We start from the raw sequence: 23437 nt of genomic DNA, 5'->3' as shown, positions 1-23437 counted from the left end.
CCTGCTACTTTTACTTTAGCCATTCCAGCCCCTTGGCGGTGGAGTAGCGGCAGGTTCACGCAATTTCAGGAACAGTCCGACGCAAATCCAGACAAACCGCCAGCGATGGCGGTTTTTTTATTTCCAGCCCAGCCCAGACCAAGATACGGAGTACAGCATGCCTCGCACCGACGATTTACGCATCCGCGAAATGAAGGAACTGACGCCGCCCGCGCACTTGATCCGCGAGTTTCCGGTCACCCCGGCCGCCGAGCAGACCGCGGCCAGCGCCCGCGTCGCCCTGCACCGCATCCTGCACGGCCAGGACGACCGCGTGATGGTGGTGGTCGGCCCGTGCTCGATCCACGATCCGAAGGCGGCGCTCGAGTATGCGCGCGGCCTGGCCGAGCAGCGCTTGCGCTTTGCCGGCGAGCTCGAGATCATCATGCGCGTCTACTTCGAGAAGCCGCGCACCACGGTCGGCTGGAAGGGCATGATCAACGACCCCTACATGGACAACAGCTTCCGCATCAACGACGGCCTGCGCATGGCGCGCGAGCTGCTGCGCGACGTCAACGAGCTGGGGCTGCCGGCCGGCACCGAATTCCTGGACGTGATCAGCCCGCAGTACATCGCCGACCTGATCAGCTGGGGCGCCATCGGCGCCAGGACCACCGAATCGCAGGTGCACCGCGAGCTGGCCTCGGGCCTGTCCTGTCCGGTCGGTTTCAAGAACGGCACCGACGGCAACATCAAGATCGCGGCCGATGCGATCAAGGCGGCCTCGCAGCCGCACCACTTCCTGTCCGTGACCAAGGGCGGGCATTCGGCGATCGTGTCGACTTCCGGCAACGAGGACTGCCACATCATCCTGCGCGGAGGCAAGGCGCCGAACTACGACGCGGCCAGCGTGGACGAGGCGTGCAGGCAGCTGGCGGCCAATGGCCTGGCCAGCCGCCTGATGATCGACGCCTCGCATGCCAACAGCAGCAAGAACCCGCAGAACCAGGTGCCGGTGTGCGCCGACATCGCCTCCCAGATCGCGGCTGGCGACGACCGCATCGTCGGCGTGATGATCGAGTCGCACCTGGTGGGCGGCCGCCAGGACCTGGTGCCGGGCAAGGAACTGACCTATGGCCAGTCGGTGACCGACGGCTGCATCGACTGGGAAACCAGCATCGGGGTGCTGGAGGGACTGGCGCAAGCGGTGAAGCAGCGCAGGCTGCGGCAGGAATAAGAACGGACGAAAAAACGGCGCACCCGGTGGGTGCGCCGTTCCCGGTTTCGATCCGCCCGATCAGAACTTGGCGGTCAGGTTCAGGAAGATATGACGGCCCATGGCGTCATACACCTGCGGATAGGTATTGCCGTTGCCGAACACCGCCGCCACCACGCCGGTGACAGGCGGGTCCCGGTCCAGCGCATTGTTGACACCCATGCGCAGGGTCAGGTTCTTGTTGACCGACCATTGTCCCACCAGGTCCAGGTAGTCGCGTGCCGCCAGCTTCTCGTCGGCCGGCTCGAACTCGGTGCCCAGCAGCGGGTTGTCGCTGGTCGCGTCGAGCTTGACGCCGCGGATGTGGCGCCAGGTGACGCCGAATTCCAGGCCACGCCATGGCGTACCCCATACCGCGCGGATCTTGTGGCGGTACTTCGGCAGCGGCGTTCCGCAGGTCGTGCCATGCAGGCCGGCGCAGTCATACTCGCCCGAGCCCGGGAAGTCTTCCTGCTTGAATTCGTCCAGGAAGGTGCCGATGTAGGACAGGTCGAGGCTGCCGTAGCCGGCCAGTTTCATGCCGTAGTTGGCGCCCAGGTCCAGGCCGCGGGTCGAACTGATGCCCAGGTTCTGGTTGGTGGCGACGATGCGTCCGGCGGGCAGCGCCCACAGGGTTCCGAGACGGTCGCGCTGGATCAGCCCGCAGAACTTCGGATCGCCGGTCTGGATGCACTGGGTCAGGGTGGTCGATGCCGACAGGCCGCCGATCGTGCCCTCGACCTTCATGTCGAAGGCGTCGATGGTCAGGCTCAGGTTGCGCATCGGGGTCAAGACCAGGCCCAGGGTGTAGGAATCCGATTTCTCCGGCGCCAGGTCGGTATTGCCGCCGCTGATCTGGTTGTACTGCTGCGCCGGGCTGTCCTCGATCGAGCCGTACTGCGCCGCGCTGACGCCGGTCAGCTGGCACTGGGCCAGCGTGGCCGACGGACGGGCGCCGGCGCACGGGTCGTTCGCCATGCCGAACAGGCTGAGACCCTGCGGGGTGAACAGTTCGACCACGTTGGCCGCGCGCGCTGCACGCTGGTAGCTGAAACGGAACTTGGCGGCCTGCACGGGCGACCATTCGGCGCCCACGCCGTAGGAATTGGTCTTCTGGCCGGTCGAATAATCCGACTTGCGATAGGAGGCGCTCAAGGTCAGCGCATCGGCGAAAGGCAGTTTTTCCAGCACCGGGATGCGCGCCTCGGCATAGTAATCGCGCACGCTGAACTGGCCGGCCACGCCCAGGGTCGGGCCGCCCTGGCCGGCCAGGTCGCCGGTTTCGAAGGCGGTATCGGTGGCCAGGTCGAGCTTCTCGGTGCGATGTTCCCAGCCCAGTGCGAGTCCGATGCCGCGGCTGGTGGTCGGCAGCCTGATGCCGTACTCGCCCAGGTCGGTCGACAGGTTAATGCCCTGCACGCTTTGCGAGGTGCTGCCTTTCTGGAAGCCCGGGGTCTGCAGGTATTTCAAGGCTTCTGGCGAAACCTGGCCCAATGCCCAGATGTTATACGGTACGCAGTTCGGGTCGGTGCCGTCGATGACGCTCTGGCAGACCGGCTGGCCGTTGCTGCCGGTGACGACGTTCAGTGCGCGGCCGATGCGCTGGTTGGAGAAGTCGTTGAAATAGGTTTCCGAGTACAGCACCTTGCCCATCTGGGCAAAAGCATCGTAGCTCCAGTTACCGACGTCGCCCTTCACGCCGATCACGCCGCGGTAGGAGGTGTGGCGCTGGTCGTCCTGGCGGCCGCCCCCTTCCACGTTGCGGCGGAAAATGATGGCATCGGCGGTCGAGCCGGGGCCGGTCAGGCCGAGGTCGCGTTTCCAGGCGGTCGACAGGAACGGATTCTCCCAGCGGATCGCATTCGCACCCGAGGCGTCGAAGCCGAACAGACCGGACGGGGCGATCTGGGCGACGGTGTGGTCGTCGTGGAAGCTGGCCTCGGTGTACAGGCGTGCCTGTTCGTTGATGTCGTAGCGGGTGAAGCTGCTGAAGGTATACCGCTCGGACGGGCGGCGGAAGTAGTTCAGCGGACCGTAGTTGTACTGGTCGGTCGCGGCGACGTAGGGGCGGGTGTTGCCATTGGCGTCGGCAACGGTGCGCTGGCCCGCCGCGGTGAAGAAGCGGCCGGGGAAGCTGGTGCCCGAACCGCCGCAGTTGAAGGTATTGCCCGAACTGAAACCGTCCAGCGAGCAGGACGTGAAATCGCGCTCGGACTGCAGCAGCGCATCTTCTTTCTTGTAGCCGAGGAAGGCGACGGCATTGCCGCGGCCGTCGGCGAAGTTACCGCCCAGCAGCAGGTTGGCATCCTTGATCTTGCCGTCCGCTCCCTTGTCGTCGGCCACGGGGAAGTTGCGGCGCTTGGCGGCTTGCGCTGCCGGCCCGCCTTTCTGCTCGTGGTTGTAGAAGGCGTAGTTGGTTTCCAGTTGAATACCCTGGAAGCTGTCGTTCATGATGAAGTTGACGACGCCTGCGACCGCGTCGGAGCCGTAGATGGCCGAGGCGCCGCCGGTGAGCACTTCGACGCGCTTGATCAGCGCTGCCGGAATCTGGTTCAGGTCGGCTGCGGTATTGCGCGGCGAGCCGGCCGGCAGGCGGCGGCCATTGACCAGCACCAGGGTACGGTCGGCGCCGAAGTTGCGCAGATTGACGGTGGCCGTGCCGGAAGAACCATTCGAGATCGAACCGCCCTGGTCGGCGAAGACCTGAGGCAGGTTGTTCAGCAGGTTTTCCACCGAACGTGTGCCTTCGAGCTTGATATCCTTGGCGCCCACGACGGTGACCGGGCTGACGCTTTCCAGGTTGGCCGTGGCGATACGCGAGCCAGTCACTTCCACACGCTGCAATTGCTGCCCTTCGGCGCTTGCCGTCTGCTGCGTCGCCTGCTGCGCGTCTTGCGCATAGGCGCTGGCGGCAAAGACCATGCCGCCGGCGAACATCAATCGAACTGAACGAGAGAGCACTGTTTCAACCATCATGTTAAGTTTTCCCAGGTGAATCCGCAGCGCTTTCCTGAGCTTTGCTGCGGAGCTTGCGATGACATTGCCGTAATCGTGTTTGAACGGCATCTTTTACCAACGCGCAATAAATACATTGGTGTACATACGTTGTCAAATGGAATGTCTGTACAAGTCAAAAATACAACTGCACCGTAAATGTCTTTACAAATTTCTCGACTGAAGTTATGGGCGGGAAACAAAATGGAATGGGGTGGCAGCGGCACCGCGCGCTGCCACGACGGCAGAATATGCGCTATCGTTACGCCCTTCCGTCCGGCTCGGCCGGGGCGGACGAGACGCCGCGTCATCCACCTTCAGGAGTTCCATGCTTCGCTTTATCGTCCGCCGGCTGTGGCAGATGCTGCCGACCATGCTCGGGGTCGTGGTGCTGGTATTCCTGTTGTTCAACTGGGTCGGCGGCGACCCGGCCTACCTGCTGGCCGGGAAGATGGCCGATGCCGCCGCCATCGAGAACATCCGGCGCCAGCTCGGCACCGACCAGCCCTATCCGGTCCAGCTGTGGATTTTCATCAAGCAGATCCTGACTTTCGACTTCGGCAATGCCTGGAGCACGGGCGAGCCGGTGTCGCAGATCATCGCGAGCCGCCTGGGCCCGTCCCTGACCGTGCTGGTCCCGCTCACCATCCTGGAAACCGTGCTGGGCATCGCCCTGGCCTTGAGCATCGCTTTCGTGCGCGGTTCGCTCACCGACCGCGCGGTGATGGTGGCCTGCACGGTCGGCATGTCGATCTCGATCCTGGTCTACATCATCGTGTTCCAGTACGTGTTCGCCTACAAGCTGGGGCTGTTCCCGGTGCAGGGGTGGGGCGACAGCCTGGGGGAGAACCTGCTGCACTACGCGCTGCTGCCCATCATCATCGGCCTGGCCGTCTCGATCGCGCCCACCCTGCGCCTGTACCGCAGCTTCGTGCTCGACGAGGTGGGGCAGGACTACGTGCGCACCGCGCGCGCCAAGGGCTTGCCCGAGCGGCGCGTGGTGTGGGTGCATGTGCTGCGCAATGCGGCGATCCCGATCATCACCCACGTCATGGCCAACCTGCCGGCCTTGCTCATCGGCGCCTTCCTGCTCGAGCGCTTCTTCGGCATCCCGGGCATCGGGCGCGAAGTCATCCTGGCGGTCGAGCGCAGCGACTTCCCGGTGATCAAGGCGATCACGGTCTACGTGGCCGCCGCGACCATGGTGTTCAACCTGCTGGCCGACCTGCTGTACCAGGCCGTGGATCCGCGGGTACAGTTCAAATGAGGGATGCCGTGAGCGCGCCGATGTCATCCCCGGGCCTGTGGGCCCTGGCCTGGCGCCGCCTGCGCGCCGACCGCGTCGCCATGGGCGCGCTGGCGGTGGTGCTGGGCTTTCTCCTGATGCTGGTGTTGTCCAGCGCCGGCCTGATCGCCGCCGACTGGGAAGAGGAGGTGGCGGTCAACTACGCGCCGCCGACCTTCGTCGGCGCCGACGCGGGCGCGCGGGCGCTGGCCGCGGCCCAGTTGCCGCGCGAGACGCCGCCGAACGCCTTCGACCCGCTGGCGCAGGAGTTGGCCGAGCTCAAGGCGCAAGTACGCGCCAGCCATCCGCCGGTGGAAAAGGCGACCACGCTGCCCTTCGGGGCCGACAAATGGGGCCATGACATCGTCAAGAAGACCATCAAGGGCGGCGAGACCTCGATCGTGGTCGGCCTGGCGGCGGCTTTCGTGGCGGTGGCGCTGGGCACCCTGTTCGGCGCCTTGTCGGGCTTCTACGGCGGGTTCGTCGACGACCTGTTCAACTGGTTCTACAGCATCTTCACCTCGATCCCCTCGATCCTGATGATCCTCACGGTGGCCGCGGTGCTGCAGCAGAAAGGGGTGATGACCATCGTCCTCATCCTCGGCCTGACCGGCTGGACCGGTCCCTACCGACTGATGCGCGCCGAATACATCAAGCACAAGGCGCGCGAATACGTGATGGCGGCCGACGCCATCGGCGCGTCCGCCTGGTCGCGCATGTTCGGCCACATCCTGCCGAACGTCTCACATGTGGCCTTGGTGCAGATGTCGATCCTGGTGGTCGGATTCATCAAGGCCGAAGTGATCCTGTCCTTCCTGGGATTCGGGGTGCCGGTCGGCGTGGTGTCCTGGGGCAGCATGCTGAACGAGGCGCAGAACGAACTCATCCTGGGCAAGTGGTGGCAGCTGGCGGCCGCCGCGAGCGCGATGGCGCTCCTGGTGACGGCCTTCTCGCTGTTCGCGGACGCCTTGCGCGACGCCCTCGACCCGAAGCTCAAATGATGACCGACCCGACTCCACTGCTGCGGGTGCGCGACCTGCGCATCGCCTTCCGCGTCGACCGCAAGAACACGGTCGAGGCGGTCAAGGGCGTTTCCTTCGACGTGCCGAGGAACAGCACGGTCGCGCTGGTGGGCGAATCCGGCAGCGGCAAGTCGGTCAGCTCGCTGGCCGTGATGGGCCTGCTGCCGCTTGACACCACCATCGTCGATCCCGGCTCGCGCGCGTGCTTCGACGGCCGCGAGCTGCTGGACCTGTCCGTGGCCGAACGCCGGGCCTTGTGCGGCAAGGACATCGCGATGATCTTCCAGGAGCCGATGTCCTCGCTCAACCCGGTGTTCACGGTGGGCTTCCAGATCGGCGAGGTGCTGCGCCGGCACATGGGCATGAGCGCCAGGCAGGCGCGGGCGCGCACGCTCGAACTGTTGGCCGAGGTCGGGATTCCCGACCCCGCGCTGAAGATCGACGCCTACCCGAGCCAGATGTCGGGCGGCCAGCAGCAGCGCGTGATGATCGCGATGGCGATCGCCTGCGAGCCCAAGCTCCTGATCGCGGACGAGCCGACCACGGCGCTCGACGTGACGATCCAGAGGCAGATCATGGAGCTGATCAAGCGCCTGCAGAAGAAGCACCGGATGTCGGTGCTGTTCATCACCCACGATCTCGCCCTGGTGGGCGAGATCGCCGACCGCGTGATCGTGATGCGCCACGGCGAGGTGCGCGAGGAAGGGGAGGCGGCCCAGGTCTTCGGCGCCCCGCGCGACGCCTATACCCGGGCCCTGCTGCACTGCCGGCCGCAGCTGGATGGGCGTCCGCTGCGCCTGCCCGTGATCGACGACTACCTGAGCGGCCGGTATGCCTCCGAGGAAGAACTGCCCCAGCGTACGCGCGGCGCGGCGCCCGGCGACGAGCCTGTGCTGGTGGTGAAGAACCTGGCCAAGAGCTTCTGGCTGCGCGACGGACTGTTTAAAAAACGCGAATTCAAGGCGGTGGAGGACGTTTCCTTCACCCTGGCGCGCGGCAAGACCTTGGGCGTGGTGGGCGAATCCGGCTCGGGCAAGACCACGGTCGGCCTGACCCTGCTGCGCCTGCACCGCGCCACCGGCGGCAGCGCCATCTTCGAGGGCAAGGACCTGTTCGCCATGCCGGAGCGCGACTACCAGGCCTACAAGCGGCGCATCCAGATCATCTTCCAGAACCCCTATGCCTCGCTCAACCCGCGCTTCACGGTCGGGCAGATCCTGCTCGAGCCGATGCGCATCCACCGGATCGGGGCCGGCGACGCCGAGCGGGTCGGGATGGCGCACGAGCTGTTGCGGCGGGTCGGCTTGCCGGAACAGGCCTTCCAGCGCTACCCGCACGAATTCTCCGGCGGCCAGCGCCAGCGCATCGCCATCGCGCGCTGCCTGACCATGAAGCCGGACATCCTGGTGTGCGACGAATCGGTGTCGGCGCTGGACGTCTCGGTGCAGGCCCAGGTCTTGAATCTGTTGCAGGACCTGCAGGACGAGTACGGCATGAGTTACATCTTCATCTCGCACGACCTGTCGGTCGTGAAGTACATTGCCGACCAGGTGATGGTGATGCACCATGGCAGGGTGGTCGAGATGGCGGATTCCGACGAGTTGTACCGCAACCCGCGGCATGAGTACACGCGCTCGCTGCTGGCGGCGATACCCCGGGGTGCGTAGAAAAAGCAACAGCAGTCGCCAGCGCCGCCCCTCAATCTCCGCTACACTAGCGCGATGCCCCAACTCGTCGAACTGCTCCAGGTCTACGGTGTGCTGATCGTGTTCGGCATCGTCCTTGTCGAGCAGTTCGGCCTGCCCATTCCCGCCTTCCCGATCCTGGTCGTGGCCGGCGCGCTCTCGGTCGACGGTGCGCTCAGTTGGCAGCTGTGCCTGCTCTCCGCGGTGCTGGCCTGCCTGATCTGCGACATGTTCTGGTTCCGCGCCGGGCGCTTCTACGGCAAGCGCGTCCTGCGCCTGCTGTGCAAGATTTCGCTGTCGCCCGATTCCTGCGTGAACCAGACCGAGGACCGTTTCCGCCGCTTCGGCGCCAGGTCGCTGCTGGTGTCGAAGTTCGTCCCCGGCTTCAACACCATCGCCGCACCCCTGTCCGGCGCCATCGGCACCCGCACCCGCCAGTTCCTCGCCTATGCCGTCACCGGCGCGGCCTTGTGGAGCGGCACCGGCATCCTGCTGGGCATCCTGTTCCACGACGGCGTCGAAGACCTGCTCGGCTGGCTTGAGACCGCCGGCGGCACCGCGCTGGCGGTACTGGCCACGCTGCTGGCCCTGTTCATCGCCGTCAAGTACGTCGAGCAGCGCCGCCACCGGGCCCGCAACGCCGTGCCGCGCATCGGGATCGCCGAACTCATGGCGCTGATCGACGGCGGCCACGACCCGGTGATCGTCGACGCCCGCAGCCTGACGGCCCAGCAGCTGGAAACGGCGATTCCCGGCGCGGTGGCGTTCCAGTCCTGCGCGCCGGAGCAACTGATGGCCAGCATCGACAAGGACCGTCACGTCGTCGTCTATTGCAGTTGCCCGAACGACGTCACGGCCGCCGAGGTCGCCAAGCAGTTCCTGGCCAACGGGTTCCACCGCGCCCGTCCCTTGCGCGGCGGCCTGGAAGCATGGAACGCCCGGGGCGGCGCCGTTCCGGAACTGCACCCGGCACCATGCTGAGAGGTAGTTCGACTACTTCGTTCGCGTCACGGCTTTCGTACATGTAGCATGAGGGTGAGAGCGATGTACCTAAACTACAAAATCTACTTGTAAGAACACTACAAAGTTGTGTAAGCTTGGTCATCGCTCTTCTATTAGCTGCAATGACCGCCTTTCCCTCCAGCCTTGATTCCGCATCCCTCACCCATGCCGGTGGCGCCCGCCTGCTCGCCGACGTCGGCGGCACGAATGCCCGCTTCGCGCTGGAGACCGGCCCGGGGCGCTTCGAGGCGATCGAGGTATTGTCTTGCCAGCAGCATGCGACCCTGGGCGACGCCATCCGCGCTTATCTTGCGCTGCCGCAGTTAGCCGGTTCCGGCGCCGGCATTCGTCATGCGGCCATTGCCATCGCCAACCCGGTCACCGGCGACCAGGTGCGCATGACCAACCACCACTGGGCCTTCTCGATCGAGGCGCTGCGCCGCGAATGCGGTTTCGATACGCTGGCCGTGGTCAACGACTTTTCGGCGCTGGCGCGTTCGCTGCCGCACCTGGGCGGGCAGAAGCGCCAGGTCGGCGGCGGCACGCCCGTGCCCGACGCGCCCCTTGGCCTGCTGGGCGCCGGCACCGGCCTCGGCGTCTCGGGGCTGATTCCATGCGGGAATAGCTGGACCGCCTTGCGCAGCGAGGGCGGGCACGTCGGCTTTTCCCCGGTCAACGAGGCCGAAGTGGCGATCCTCCAGTATGCCTGGCGCGAATTCGAGCATGTTTCCTGCGAGCGCCTGCTGTCGGGCGCGGGCGTGGAACTGATCTACCGCGCGCTGAGCGAGCGTGCCGGCCGCTCGGAGGCCCTGGCAGCGCCCGAGATCTCGCGCCGCGCCCTCGCCGGCGAATGCGCGCTGTGCGACGAGGTGCTGGAAGCCTTCTGCGGCATGCTCGGCACCGCGGCCGGCAACCTCGCCATCACCCTGGGCGCCCAGGGCGGCGTCTACATCGGCGGCGGCATCGTGCCGCGCCTGGGTGAGCGCTTCGACAGATCCTCGTTCCGCCGCCGCTTCGAGCAGAAAGGGCGCTTCAGCGCCTACCTGGGCCAGGTCCCGACCTATGTGATCACGGCGGACTACCCGGCCTTCCTGGGCGTGTCGGCGATTTTGTCGGAAAAACTGGCTGCGGCTTGATCAAATAAGGCCTTCCCGCGCCTTCGATCCTGCCGTCTTGTCCTTTTCGGGGTTTTATCGGTTACAATGGCCGTCAGTTGTCGGGAACGATGCTGTCGGCTTGCGCCTTGCGCAGCCCCCGCGTTTCCCCTGAAAGACCAACGTTGATCGCCCGCGTGGCACGCGGGCAGCCTCTCTTAGTCAGTCCGGCGCGTTTCGGCCCGGACCCTACGGATTCCAGAGTATTGCGCGCAGCACCTTCGCACCGCGGCCGGGCTCGGCCCCGCGGCTGGCATCCGTTAAACCAGTTTTGTTTGATGTGTGCATTCGAAGCGTGACGACACCGCGATATGAATACTGACGAGGCCAAGCGCGTCCTCGAGACCGCCTTGCTGTGTGCGCGCGAGCCGTTGACGATCCACGGCATGAAGAAACTGTTCGCCGAGGTGGACGCGGGCGGCCGCCAGGTGGGCGCCGGCGTGGGTAGCGACACGATCAAGATTCTGCTGGAAGAATTGCGCCAGGACTGGCAGGGGCGCGGCATCGAGATCGTCAGCCTGGCTTCCGGCTGGCGCTTCCAGAGCCGGCCCGAGATGAAGCCTTACCTCGACCGCCTGGCGCCCGAGAAGCCGCCGAAATACTCGCGTGCGACGCTGGAAACCCTGGCGATCATCGCCTACCGCCAGCCGGTCACGCGCGGCGACATCGAGGAAATCCGCGGGGTCGCCGTGAACTCGCAGACCATCAAGTTGCTGGAAGACCGCGGCTGGATCGACGTGGTGGGGCACCGCGAAGTGGTGGGGCGTCCGGCACTGCTGGGCACCACCAAGCAGTTTCTCGACGACCTGGGCTTGGCCTCGCTGTCGCAACTGCCGCCGCTGCAGGCGGTCAGCGAAGGACCGGACAACCGCAGCCTCGAGGCGCTGGAAGCGGCGTTGAACGACAATTTTGACAGGGCGGACGCTGCGGCGCCCGCCGACGAGACAGGCACCGACGCGGACGCCACGTCCGTCGAAGTCCCCATTCTTGACCAGGAGACGGCGGCAGCCGCTGGGCCGGGTCAGCACAATAAAGATACGAACGATGAACCCAACTGAACCGAACGAGAAGCCCGTCGAGGCCGAAGGCGCTCCTGCCGCCAAACCGAAGCGCACCCGCAAGCCCGCGGCTCCCGCCGTAGCGGACGCCGCACCCGTCACCGATGCCGAACAGCCGGCCGCTGCCGCGAAGCCGAAGCGCACCCGCAAGGCGCCGAGCGCAGACCTGGCCCTTGCGCCCGCCGATACGGCGGCCCCGGCGCCGGCTGGCGCAGCCGAAGCGGCCGAGAAGCCGGTCGCCAAGCCGCGCAAGCCGCGCGCTGCCAAGGCGGCGAGCGCAGGCTCGGCGGCCGCCGATGCTGCGCCTGCCGCAGTTGCGGAAGCGCCGGCTGCAGCGCCTGCCCTTGACGCGGCGCCGGCAGCGCCGGAAGCCGAGCAGCGCAAGCCGCGCGGCCCGCGCCAGATGCGCGAAAAACGCCAGGAGCGCGAAGCGCGCCAGCACGAGCAGGCCGTCGCCGCTGCCGCAGCTTCCGAGACCGCGCCAGCCGAGGCTGCGCCAGCCGAAGCTGCGCCGCAAGCGCAGGCGGATGGCAAGCGCGAACAGCGCGGCCGCAACCAGAAGGGGCGCGGTCAGCAAAGCCAGCGCGGCCAGCAAGGTCAGCAAGGTCAGCAAGGTCAGCAAGCCCAGCCAGGCGCACAGCCGGCCGCGAAGCAGGGCAGGCCGGGCAAGCAGCAGGGCAAGCAGCAGAAACAACAGCAGGGCAGGGGTGCCAAAGGCAACGATGCCGACGCCGTGTTCTCCTTCGTCACCTCGGACGACTTCGATGCCAACGAAGGCGGCCGTGGCGGCAAGGCGCCGGCCAAGCCGGTGCGCCGCGACCTGACCGCGGACGACGACGCGCCGAAGCTGCACAAGGTGCTGGCCGAGGCCGGCCTGGGCTCGCGCCGCGACATGGAAGAGCTGATCATCGCGGGCCGCGTGTCGGTCAATGGCGAGCCGGCCCATATCGGCCAGCGCATCCTGCCGACCGACGCGGTGCGCATCAACGGCAAGCTGATCCAGCGTAAGGTCAACAACAGCAAGCCGCCGCGCGTGCTGGTGTACCACAAGCCGGCTGGCGAGATCGTCAGCCACGACGATCCGGAAGGTCGTCCGTCGGTGTTCGACCGCCTGCCGACCATGAAGACCGGCAAGTGGCTGGCCGTGGGCCGCCTCGACTTCAATACCGAGGGCCTGCTGCTGTTCACGACCTCGGGCGACCTGGCCAACCGTCTGATGCACCCGCGTTACAACATCGATCGCGAATACGCGGTGCGCACCCTGGGCGAGCTCGAGGAAGGCATGCGCCAGAAGCTGCTCGCCGGCGTCGAGCTGGACGACGGCCTGGCCTCGTTCTCGAAGGTCCAGGACGGCGGCGGCGAAGGCATCAACAAGTGGTACCGCGTGGTCATCGGCGAAGGCCGCAACCGCGAGGTGCGCCGCATGTTCGAGGCGGTCGGCCTGACCGTCTCGCGCCTGATCCGTACCCGCTACGGCGCCATGACCCTGCCTACCGGCCTGAAGCGTGGCCGCTGGGAAGAGTTGCAGGAAAACGACGTGCGTGCCCTGATGGCCGCCTTCGGTGTAGAGAAGAAGGGCGGCGAGGCCCCGAAGGGCAAGGTCGGCGCCAAAGGGCAGGCGCGCGACGAGGCGCGCCGTTCCGACGGCAACCGCATCGACCGTGCCGACGCCAACCGCAATGTGGATCCGTTCGGCCCGCCGGTGGTGCGCGCCGGCGTCCCCCGCCAGCAGGGGCCGGGCGGTTTCGCCGGCGGCCGTCCGCAAGGGCAGGGAGCAAAAGGCGGCCAGGGCAAGGGCCGTGGCGGCAACAGCGCAGGCTCCTTCGGCGGCGGCAAGACCAGCAACCGTCCGAAGCAGCCGGACCCGCTGCAGACCACCTTCGGTTTTGCCGGCACCGGCGGCGGACGCCGTGGCGGCCAGGGTCCGCGCGGCTCCGAGCACGGCCTGCCGCGCCGCGGCCGGCGCGGCTGATCGGCTTTGCAGGGTGGACGGCCGAGCCGTCCACCCTGCAGACAGCAGGAAATTTCTGCGTCGCCGGGCACGCGATGCTGCAATGCCGTAGAATGCAGCCCATGCCCCGGTATGGTCATCCTGCCAACTGTTGCTTTTCTCTCTAGCTGCCGCCCATTTTTGCCCCGGTGATTGCGAGAGAGGCGGGAAAGCTGTATAATTTGCAGCCTAATCGAAGTTCTTCCCAGTATTTTCTTGGTGCAAGTGCTTTCATCTGGTTGGGTTGTGAATACAAAAAGATGGGCAGATGCCCATTTTTTTTTTGGTAAATCGTTTATTAAAGCCTCGGAGAAGCGCCGTGCAGCAGTTTGAACTCATCTCGAAAACAGTCAGTGGCCTCGGCTACGAACTCGTGGACGTCGAACGGGGCGAGCGCGGGATCCTGCGCGTGTATATCGATTTCCCCGCCGACGTCGTGGAAGAGAAGGGCCCGATCACGGTCGAGGACTGCGCCACGGTCAGCCACCAGTTGTCGCACGTGCTCACCGTCGAGAATGTGGATTACGAACGGCTTGAGATATCGTCGCCGGGCCTCGATCGCCCGGTGCGGACCCTGGCCGACTTTGCGCGCTTTGCCGGGCACGAATGCACGGTGAAACTGCGCGTCGCCATGCCGGGCACCGCGAACCGGAAAACCTTCACCGGTATCCTGCGCGGCGTCGAGGGCGACAAGGTCGGTCTGGAATTTGATAATAAAGATGGCGCAGCGTTGTTGGAATTTACGCTGGCCGAATTGGACAAGGCACGCCTCGTGCCACAGGTGGATTTTAGGAGTCGCAAAGCATGAGTCGCGAAATTTTATTGCTGGTGGATGCGCTCGCGCGCGAAAAGAACGTCGATAAGGAAGTGGTTTTCGGGGCGCTCGAGTTCGCGCTCGCGCAAGCTACGAAAAAGCGCTATGAAGGCGATGTCGACATTCGCGTGAGCATCGATCGCGACACCGGTGAATTCGAGACCTTCCGCCGCTGGCACGTTGTTCCCGACGAGGCCGGCCTGCAGCTGCCCGACCAGGAAATCCTGCACTTCGAAGCCAAGGAACAGATTCCCGACATCGAAGTGGACGAATACATCGAAGACCCGATCGAATCGGTCGAGTTCGGCCGCCGCTTTGCCCAGGACACCAAGCAGGTCGTGCTGCAGCGCGTGCGCGATGCCGAGCGCGAGCAGATTCTGCAGGACTTCCTCGAGCGCGGCGACTCGCTCGTCACCGGCACCATCAAGCGCATGGAGCGCGGCGATGCCATCGTGGAATCGGGCAAGATCGAAGCGCGCCTGCCGCGCGACCAGATGATCCCGAAGGAAAACCTGCGCATCGGCGACCGCGTCCGCGCCTACATCCTGCGCGTGGACCGCAACATGCGCGGCCCGCAGGTGATCCTGTCGCGCACCGCGCCGGAATTCATCATGAAGCTGTTCGAGCTGGAAGTGCCGGAAATCGAGCAGGGCCTCCTGCAGATCAAGTCGGCTGCCCGTGACGCCGGCGTGCGCGCCAAGATCGCGGTGTTCACCGCCGACAAGCGCATCGACCCGATCGGCACCTGCGTCGGCATGCGCGGTTCGCGCGTGCAAGCGGTTACCGGCGAGCTGGGCGGCGAGCGCGTGGACATCGTACTGTGGTCGGACGATCCGGCCCAGTTCGTGATCGGCGCCCTGGCCCCGGCCAACGTGTCGTCGATCATGGTCGACGAAGACAAGCACGCCATGGACGTGGTGGTCGACGAAGAGAACCTGGCGATCGCGATCGGCCGTTCGGGCCAGAACGTGCGCCTGGCCTCGGAACTGACCGGCTGGAAGATCAACATCATGACGGCCGAGGAATCGGCCAACAAGGTGGCCCAGGAAACCGCCGCGATCCGCGCGCTGTTCATGGAAAAGCTGGACGTCGACCAGGAAGTGGCCGACATCCTGGTGGATGAAGGCTTCTCGAGCCTTGAAGAAATCGCGTACGTCCCGATTTCCGAAATGCTGGAAATCGAGTCGTTCGACGAAGATACCGTCAACGAGCTGCGCACCCGTGCCCGTGATGCGCTGGTGACCGAAGCGATCGCTTCGGAAGAAGGCCTCGAAGGGATGGAAGAAGCCCTCGTGAACCTGGAAGGCATGGACCGCAGCACCGCCGGCAAGCTTGGCCTGGCTGGCATCAAGACGGTCGAAGCATTCGCTGGACTCGCCTACGACGAATTCGGTGCCATCCTGGCGCTGTCGTCGGACCGTGCCCGCGACCTGATCAAGAATGAATTTAGTGATGTGACCGACGAAGAGATGAAGCTGGTCGACAGCAAATACGATGACCGCGCCAAGGCGCTGCAGGCGAAGGCCTGGAGCCTGGCAGAAACGGCCAAGGCGTAATTTGCAAATCTTTATCATCTCAGCGACACATAGAAAAGAGGACTGAATGGCGAGTAACAACGTAGCCCAATTTGCCACCGAACTGAAGATGCCCGCAGACCTGCTGCTGACACAGCTGCGCTCGGCCGGCGTCGAAAAAAGTTCGACGTCAGATCCCTTGTCGAAAGATGATAAGGACAAGCTGCTGAACCATCTCCGCCGTACCCACGGTGCGACCGAAACCGGCGAGAAGAAAAAGATCACGGTGACCCGCAAGGAGACCACCGAGATCAAGCAGGCTGACGCCAGCGGCAAGTCGCGTACCATCCAGGTCGAAGTGCGCAAGAAGCGTACCTTCGTGCAGCGTGACGACCTGGTCACCCCGAAAGCCGCCGAAGCCGCCGCCCCGGTGGTCGATGCAGCCGAGCAGGCGCGCCGCGATGAAGAAGCGCGCCGCCAGGCCGAGCTGATCGCCCGCCAGGAAGCCGACCTGCGTGAAAAGCAGGAGCGACTGGCCAAGCTCGAGGAAGAAAAAGCCGCACAGGCGAAAGCCGCCGAAGAGCAGGCCAAGCGCGAAGCCGAAGAACAGGCCAAGCGCGACGCCGCCGCCAAGGCCGCCGCCGCCGCGCCGGCGCCGAGCGCTGCCGCACCGGCCGCCGTCGACAACGCTGCCGAAGAAAAGGCCAAGCGCGAAGCCGACGAAGCCAAGAAGCGCGCCGAGGAAGCCGCCAAGGAAGCGGCCGAACGTGCTGCCGCCACCGAGCGCGCACGCAAGGCCGTGGCCGACGAAGTGGCCCAGATCAAGCTCATGATGAGCCAGCCGCGCCGCGTCATCAAGGCGCCGGAACCGGCACCGAAGCCGGCGGCGCCTGCCGCACCGGCCGGGACCCTGCACAAGCCTGCCGCCAGCGCCGACAAGAAGCCGGCGGACGCCAAGCCGGGCGACAAGAAGCCGGGCGACAAGAAATCGATCAAATCGGCCAATGTCTCCTCGACCTGGTCGGACGACGCCAAGAAGCGCGGCGCACCGAGCGGACCGAAAGGCCGTGGCGGTCCGGGCGGCGGCACTGGCCGTGACGGCTGGCGTGCGGGCGGCCGCAGCGGTGGCCGTCGTTCGCACAGCGACGACCGTGAAAGCAACTTCCAGGCCCCGACCGAAGCCATCGTGCGCGAAGTCCACGTGCCGGAAACCATCACCGTGGCCGAACTGGCGCACAAGATGTCGGTCAAGGCATCCGAGGTCATCAAGCAGCTGATGAAGCTGGGCCAGATGTGCACCATCAACCAGGTGCTGGACCAGGAAACCGCGATGATCCTGGTGGAAGAGATGGGCCACAAGGCCTTCCCGGCTGCCGTGGACGATCCGGAAGCGCTGCTGGCCGACCAGGGCGAGCACGCCGAGTTCGAATCGACCTCGCGCGCCCCGGTGGTGACCGTCATGGGTCACGTCGACCACGGCAAGACCTCGCTGCTGGACTACATCCGCCGCGCCAAGGTGGCGTCGGGCGAAGCCGGCGGCATTACCCAGCACATCGGCGCATACCACGTGGATACCCCGCGCGGCATGATCACCTTCCTGGACACCCCGGGCCACGAGGCGTTCACCGCCATGCGTGCCCGCGGCGCCAAAGCCACCGACATCGTCATCCTGGTGGTAGCGGCGGACGACGGCGTGATGCCGCAGACCAAGGAAGCGATTGCCCACGCGAAAGCTGCCGGCGTCCCGCTGGTGGTGGCGATCAACAAGATCGACAAGCCGGGCGCGAATACCGATCGCGTCACCCAGGAACTGGTGGCCGAAGGCGTGGTGCCGGAAGAATACGGCGGCGATTCGCCGTTCGTCCCGGTGTCCGCAAAGATCGGTACCGGTATCGACGACCTTCTGGAGCAAGTCCTGCTGCAGGCCGAAGTGCTGGAACTGAAGGCGCCGACTGAAGCACCGGCGCGTGGCCTGGTGGTGGAAGCCCGTCTCGACAAGGGCCGCGGCCCGGTGGCGACCATCCTGGTGCAGTCGGGTACCCTGAAGCGCGGCGACGTCGTGCTGGCGGGTTCCTCGTTCGGCCGCGTCCGTGCGATGCTCGACGAGAATGGCAAGCCGGTGGCAACCGCCGGCCCGTCGATCCCGGTCGAGATCCAGGGCCTGACCGAAGTACCGAGCGCCGGTGAAGAAGTGATGGTGATGGCCGACGAGCGCAAGGCGCGCGAGATCGCCCTGTTCCGTCAAGGCAAGTTCCGCGACGTCAAACTGGCGAAGCAGCAGGCCGCCAAGCTGGAGAACATGTTCGACCAGATGGCCGAAGGCGAAGTCAAGAACCTGCCGCTCATCGTCAAGACCGACGTGCAGGGTTCGCAGGAAGCGCTGGTCGGTTCGCTGCAGAAGCTGTCGACCTCGGAAGTGCGCGTGCAGATCGTCCATGCGGCGGTCGGCGGCATCACGGAATCCGACGTCAACCTGGCGGTGGCCTCGAAGGCAGTCATCATCGGCTTCAACGCCCGTGCCGACGCCTCCGCACGCAAGCTGGCCGAAGCCAACGGCGTCGACATCCGTTACTACAGCATCATTTACGATGCGATCGACGAGATCAAGACGGCACTGTCGGGCATGCTGGCGCCGGAGAAGCGCGAGACCATCACCGGCCAGGTGGAAATCCGCCAGGTCATCCTGGTGTCGAAGGTCGGCGCGATCGCGGGTTGCCTGGTCACCGATGGCGTGGTCAAGCGTACCTCGTCGGTCCGCCTGCTGCGCAACAACATCGTCGTGTGGACCGGCGAGATCGACTCGCTCAAGCGCTTCAAGGACGACGCGAAGGAAGTCCGTGCCGGTCTGGAGTGCGGCCTGTCGCTGAAGAACATGAACGAGATCCAGGTTGGCGACGTCCTGGAAGTGTTCGAAGTCACGGAAGTGGCGCGTACGCTGTAATTTCGACATTGGGCGTACCATGAGGGCCAGGACGCTTCGCGGCGAATGCCGCGAGGGCCTGGCCCTTGTTTTTTAGGGCGGACGCCGTCAGTGAGGATCGGCCCGCGACCCTTGAGTCGTCGTTCCGGCAAAGGCCGGAACCCAATTTCGTAGCGCTGCCGCTGTTTTCGAACTTAGTTGGTATACACACAAAATTGGATCCCGGCCTGCGCCGGGATGACGGTGCTGTAGTGGCAATAACGATGCCACGACAGTTCAGCTAACCAGAAAAGAACAACACAGCAGCAACATCATGGCAAAACACAGCAAAAGCATTCCCCAGCGCGGCCTGCGGGTCGCCGACCAGATCCAGAAAGACCTGTCGGAACTGATCGCCTTCGAACTCAAGGACCCGCGCGTCGGCATGGTCACCATCAGCGAAGTCAAGCTGACCCCCGACTACGCCCACGCCAAGGTCTACTTCACCCTGCTGAAGGACAGCCCGGAAGAAGTGAAGCAGACCCTCGAAGGCCTGTCGAAAGCGGCCGGCTACCTGCGCAACCTGCTCGGCAAGCGCCTGCACATCCATACGCTGCCGCAACTGCACTTCGTGCACGACACCTCGACCACGCGCGGCCTGGCCATGTCGGCCCTGATCGACCAGGCCAACGCGACCCGCGCCGCCGATTTCGGCCAGGACGAAGATGCGGACAGCGAGTAAGCGCAAGTGAACGCACGCCCTCCGAAAAAGCCGCGCGACCTCGTGGACGGCGTCCTCCTGCTCGACAAGCCGGTCGGCCTGTCCTCGAACGACGCCCTCATGAAGGCCAAGCGCGTCTTCAACGCCAAGAAGGCCGGCCACACCGGCACCCTCGACCCGTTCGCCACCGGCCTGCTGCCGCTGTGCTTCGGCGAAGCGACCAAGTTCTCGCAAGACCTGCTGGAAGCCGACAAGACCTATGAGGCGACGGTCCACCTCGGCATCATGACCACCACCGGCGACACGGAAGGGGAGGTCATCGAGCAGCGCGAGGTGGATGTCACGCGCGAGCAGGTCGAAGCCGCGCTGGCGCGCTTTCGCGGTCCCATCTTCCAGGTCCCGCCCATGTATTCCGCGCTCAAGCGCGACGGCAAGGCCCTGTACGAGTACGCGCGCGAGGGCATCACGCTCGAGCGCGAAGCGCGGCCGGTGACCATCCACGCCTTGTCCCTGGTCGAGTATACGGCGCCGCTGCTGAAGATCCTGGTCACTTGCAGCAAGGGCACCTATGTGCGCGTGCTGGGCGAGGACATCGGCGCCGCGCTCGGCTGCGGCGCGCACCTGAACGCGCTGCGCCGGGTGCAGGTGGGCGCGCTCTCCACCGAGCGCATGATCTCGCTGGAAGACCTGCAGGCGCACGCCGATCCGCTCTCGCTGCTGGCCCCGGTCGATGCACTGCTGTCGAGCTTCCCGTCGGTCGAGCTCACGGCGGAGCTGGCGAAGCGCTTCCTGAACGGCCAGCGCCTGGCGCTCGGCAAGGAATCCGTGGTCGTCCCGGGCGAGCTGGGCCGGGTGCGGGTCTACCATGAGGGCAAGCTGCTCGGTACCGCGCACCTGCAGGAATATGCGATCCTGGCGCCCGAGCGCCTGATCGCAGCGCAGCAGTAAGCGCCCGCTTACCGTTGCTGGCGCGCTACGGCGCGCCAGCGGCGGCCAGAACGTCAACCACCAGCAATGGATTGGCGCTAGTATCGACGGTAGTTTTCGTCGAAATTCCCGCTCGCTGCAGCGCAGCAAGCCACATAGCGTGCTATAGTAGCGGGCTACGGTAAACGGTAATGATCATCGCCGCCTCCGACCATCACGCAACATTCACTGTTGAAAACACACATGTCAGACACCAAACGCGCGATTCGTAATATCGCAATCATCGCCCACGTTGACCACGGCAAGACCACCCTGGTGGACCAGCTGCTGCGCCAATCCGGCACTTTCCGTGAAAACCAGGCGGTGGACACCCGCGTGATGGACTCCGGCGACATCGAAAAAGAACGCGGTATCACGATTCTGTCGAAGAATTGCGCGGTCGAGTACGAAGGCACCCACATCAACATCGTCGACACCCCGGGCCACGCCGACTTCGGCGGCGAGGTCGAGCGCGTGCTGTCGATGGTCGACTCGGTGCTGCTGCTGGTCGATGCCCAGGAAGGCCCGATGCCGCAGACCCGCTTCGTGACCCGCAAGGCGCTGGCCCTGGGCCTCAAGCCCATCGTCGTGGTCAACAAGGTCGACCGTCCGGGCGCACGTCCGGACTGGGCGATCAACCAGACCTTCGAACTGTTCGACAAGCTCGGCGCCACCGACGAGCAGCTGGACTTCCCGATCGTCTACGCCTCGGGCCTGAACGGCTACGCCGGCCTGGACGAGAGCGTGCGCGACGGCGACATGAAGCCGCTGTTCGATGCCATCCTGAAATACGTGCCGGTGCGTGACGACAATCCGGACGGTCCGCTGCAGATGCAGATCACCTCGCTCGACTACTCCTCGTACGTCGGCAAGATCGGCATCGGCCGCATCAACCGCGGCCGCATCAAGCCGGGGATGGATGTGCTGGTGCTGAACGGCCAGGATGACAAGAACCCGGTCAAGGGCCGCATCAACCAGGTGCTGAACTTCAAGGGCCTGGAGCGCGTGCAGGTGGAAGAAGCCGTCGCTGGCGACATCGTCCTGATCAATGGTATCGAAGACATCGGCATCGGCGTGACCGTCACCGCCGTGGATACCCCGGAAGCGCTGCCGATGCTGACCGTCGACGAGCCGACCCTGACCATGAACTTCATGGTCAACACCTCGCCGCTGGCCGGCCGCGAAGGCAAGTTCGTCACCAGCCGCCAACTGCGCGACCGCCTCGAGCGCGAACTGAAGTCGAACGTGGCGCTGCGCGTGCTGCCGACCGACGACGACACCATCTTCGAAGTCTCGGGCCGCGGTGAACTGCACCTGACCATTCTGCTGGAAAACATGCGTCGCGAGGGTTTCGAGCTCGCCGTGTCGCGTCCGCGCGTGGTGTTCAAGGAAATCGACGGCGTCAAGTGCGAGCCGTTCGAGAACCTGACCGTCGACGTGGAAGAAGTGAACCAGGGCGGCGTGATGGAAGAGCTGGGCCGCCGCCGTGGCGACCTGCAGAATATGGAATCGGACGGCAAGGGCCGCGTGCGCCTCGAATACCTGATCCCGGCCCGTGGCCTGATCGGTTTCCAGGGCGAATTCATGACCCTGACCCGCGGCACCGGCCTGATGAGCCACGTGTTCCACGAATACGCACCGGTCGACACCAGCAAGGGTGACCTGGCCGGCCGCCGCAACGGCGTGCTGATCTCGCAGGACGACGGCGCCGCCGTGGCCTACGCGATCTGGAAGCTGCAGGACCGCGGCCGCATGTTCGTCGAGCACAACACCCCGGTGTACGAAGGCATGATCATCGGCATCCACTCGCGCGACAACGACCTGGTCGTCAATCCGATCAAGGGCAAGCAGCTGACCAACGTGCGCTCGTCGGGTACCGACGAAGCCGTGCGCCTGGTGCCGCCGATCCAGATGTCGCTCGAATACGCCGTCGAGTTCATCGAGGACGACGAACTGGTCGAGATCACGCCAAAGTCGATCCGCCTGCGTAAGCGTTTCCTGAAGGAACACGAGCGCAAGAAGGCGAGCCGCGAAGGCGCATAATTCGCCTCCAGGCTTGTTCGATAAAACCCGCTGCTTGCAGCGGGTTTTTTTATGCCTTTACACCGAGGGTTGACGTTTGGACACAAGCTGAACAGGACAATATGCTCGAGTTCGTGTCCGAATGTCAGACCTGACCCTCAGGGATATGACCCTCAGGGATAGTAGCGTTCGCCAGGCTGAGGCGATCGTCGGTCATCTGGCGCACATAAGTGCAGATCTGGTCTTCATTTTGCATCTTGTTACAGTTCTTACCAGCCGCTCTCTTGGGCTCCACAGTACCGGATGCTATTGTGTCTACACAACGCGATTCATTGGGAATTGCGACACAGATGAAGATCTTTGAAGGGAGTTCGTATGAAAAAGCTGATGATTGCACTGATCGCCACCGCCGCTGTCGCCGGTACCGCCCAGGCCCAGACCAATGCCGGCCGTGGCTATGTCGGCGCCAGCGCCGTGACTGCCAAGAACTCGACCGTGGATGCGAACAAGGCCGACGCCAAGCTGTTCGCCGGCTACCAGTTCGACGAGCGCCTCGGTGTCGAGGCGGGCTGGACCAACCATCACAAGACCGACTTCGCCAACGGCGCGGTGCGCGGCAACACCGAAGGCTATGGCACTTACGTGGCCGCCAAATACACCATGCCGGTCAACGAACAGGTGTCGGCCTACGGCAAGCTGGGCATTTCGCACAACGAGCGCAAGCTGAACACCAACGTGGGCAACTTCAAGCAGGACGACACCAGCGGCTACGCCGGCATTGGCGTGGAGTACAAGCTGAACCAGAACACGGCGCTGGTGGCGGAATATGAGCGCTACGGCAAGACCAAGGACTTCGGCGCCCGCGCCAACGTCTGGAGCGCGGGCCTGAAGTACGGCTTCTAACAGTTTCCAACGGCAGTCGCATAACAAAAAAGCTCTCCCGCGCCTGGCGCGGGTGAACTGACCCCATAAAGTTGGACGGTTAAGTTCTCTAGGCAGCCAAGGCCTGAGTCCTGTACTGAACAGGGCTCAGGCCTTTTAACTTGAGCTTGATGCGGTTGTGGTTGTAATAGTGAA

Annotated in this window: 17 protein-coding genes; 15 read left to right on the top strand and 2 right to left on the bottom strand. The window is 64.9% G+C overall.

Annotated elements, in window-relative coordinates:
• Positions 1-157 precede the first annotated feature (157 nt).
• Complete coding sequence (aroG, locus tag ACK4S9_RS10070) at positions 158-1216, top strand: 3-deoxy-7-phosphoheptulonate synthase AroG (RefSeq protein ID WP_409724955.1); 1059 nt, start codon at positions 158-160, stop codon at positions 1214-1216.
• 60 nt (positions 1217-1276) lie between these two features.
• On the opposite strand, the gene ACK4S9_RS10065 is transcribed toward aroG, so the two are convergent.
• Positions 1277-4210 (bottom strand): TonB-dependent receptor domain-containing protein, encoded by a 2934-nt coding sequence (locus tag ACK4S9_RS10065; RefSeq protein ID WP_409724952.1) that lies wholly within the window; start codon positions 4208-4210, stop codon positions 1277-1279.
• Positions 4211-4556: 346 nt separating this feature from the next.
• On the opposite strand from ACK4S9_RS10065, the gene ACK4S9_RS10060 reads away from it, so the two are divergent.
• From ACK4S9_RS10060 to ACK4S9_RS09995, 14 genes are all read left to right on the top strand, one after another.
• The gene (locus ACK4S9_RS10060; RefSeq protein WP_409724949.1) at positions 4557-5495 is read left to right on the top strand and encodes an ABC transporter permease; all 939 of its coding nucleotides are present in this window, start codon (positions 4557-4559) and stop codon (positions 5493-5495) included.
• Positions 5492-6514 (top strand): ABC transporter permease, encoded by a 1023-nt coding sequence (locus ACK4S9_RS10055; RefSeq protein ID WP_409724946.1) that lies wholly within the window; start codon positions 5492-5494, stop codon positions 6512-6514. Before ACK4S9_RS10060 ends, ACK4S9_RS10055 begins: the two co-directional genes overlap by 4 nt.
• Positions 6511-8202, top strand: a complete 1692-nt coding sequence (locus tag ACK4S9_RS10050) for an ABC transporter ATP-binding protein (RefSeq protein ID WP_409724944.1) — start codon at positions 6511-6513, stop codon at positions 8200-8202. Before ACK4S9_RS10055 ends, ACK4S9_RS10050 begins: the two co-directional genes overlap by 4 nt.
• A gap of 54 nt (positions 8203-8256) precedes the next feature.
• Positions 8257-9201, top strand: a complete 945-nt coding sequence (locus ACK4S9_RS10045) for a rhodanese-like domain-containing protein (RefSeq protein WP_409724942.1) — start codon at positions 8257-8259, stop codon at positions 9199-9201.
• 143 nt (positions 9202-9344) lie between these two features.
• Positions 9345-10358 (top strand): glucokinase, encoded by a 1014-nt coding sequence (locus ACK4S9_RS10040; RefSeq protein ID WP_409724940.1) that lies wholly within the window; start codon positions 9345-9347, stop codon positions 10356-10358.
• A gap of 329 nt (positions 10359-10687) precedes the next feature.
• Positions 10688-11434, top strand: a complete 747-nt coding sequence (scpB, locus tag ACK4S9_RS10035) for an SMC-Scp complex subunit ScpB (protein ID WP_409724938.1) — start codon at positions 10688-10690, stop codon at positions 11432-11434.
• Positions 11421-13406, top strand: coding sequence for a 23S rRNA pseudouridine(2605) synthase RluB (rluB, locus tag ACK4S9_RS10030; RefSeq protein WP_409724936.1), 1986 nt, complete (start codon positions 11421-11423; stop codon positions 13404-13406). Before scpB ends, rluB begins: the two co-directional genes overlap by 14 nt.
• A 337-nt stretch (positions 13407-13743) precedes the next feature.
• Positions 13744-14232, top strand: coding sequence for a ribosome maturation factor RimP (rimP, locus tag ACK4S9_RS10025; RefSeq protein WP_409724933.1), 489 nt, complete (start codon positions 13744-13746; stop codon positions 14230-14232).
• The gene (gene nusA, locus ACK4S9_RS10020; protein WP_409724930.1) at positions 14229-15794 is read left to right on the top strand and encodes a transcription termination factor NusA; all 1566 of its coding nucleotides are present in this window, start codon (positions 14229-14231) and stop codon (positions 15792-15794) included. Before rimP ends, nusA begins: the two co-directional genes overlap by 4 nt.
• Positions 15795-15840: 46 nt before the next feature.
• Positions 15841-18693, top strand: a complete 2853-nt coding sequence (infB, locus tag ACK4S9_RS10015) for a translation initiation factor IF-2 (RefSeq protein WP_409724927.1) — start codon at positions 15841-15843, stop codon at positions 18691-18693.
• Between the two features lie 292 nt (positions 18694-18985).
• On the top strand, positions 18986-19393 hold the full coding sequence (gene rbfA, locus ACK4S9_RS10010; RefSeq protein WP_409724925.1) for a 30S ribosome-binding factor RbfA: 408 nt from the start codon (positions 18986-18988) through the stop codon (positions 19391-19393).
• Between the two features lie 6 nt (positions 19394-19399).
• Positions 19400-20320 (top strand): tRNA pseudouridine(55) synthase TruB, encoded by a 921-nt coding sequence (gene truB, locus ACK4S9_RS10005; RefSeq protein WP_409724922.1) that lies wholly within the window; start codon positions 19400-19402, stop codon positions 20318-20320.
• Positions 20321-20542: 222 nt separating this feature from the next.
• On the top strand, positions 20543-22381 hold the full coding sequence (typA, locus tag ACK4S9_RS10000; protein ID WP_409724920.1) for a translational GTPase TypA: 1839 nt from the start codon (positions 20543-20545) through the stop codon (positions 22379-22381).
• A 354-nt stretch (positions 22382-22735) separates the two neighbouring features.
• Positions 22736-23263: a porin family protein gene (locus ACK4S9_RS09995; protein WP_409724916.1), complete on the top strand. Its 528-nt coding sequence runs from the start codon at positions 22736-22738 to the stop codon at positions 23261-23263.
• 88 nt (positions 23264-23351) lie between these two features.
• On the opposite strand, the gene ACK4S9_RS09990 is transcribed toward ACK4S9_RS09995, so the two are convergent.
• Positions 23352-23437, bottom strand: an 86-nt coding sequence (locus tag ACK4S9_RS09990; protein WP_409725094.1) for an IS3 family transposase, incomplete at its 5' end; no start/stop codon positions are given.

Origin of the sequence: Massilia sp., from assembly GCF_046293535.1 — a bacterium.
GTDB lineage: Bacteria > Pseudomonadota > Gammaproteobacteria > Burkholderiales > Burkholderiaceae_D > Telluria.
Note: the sequence above shows the minus strand (reverse complement) of the source record. Positions and strands in the feature narration are given on the sequence as shown.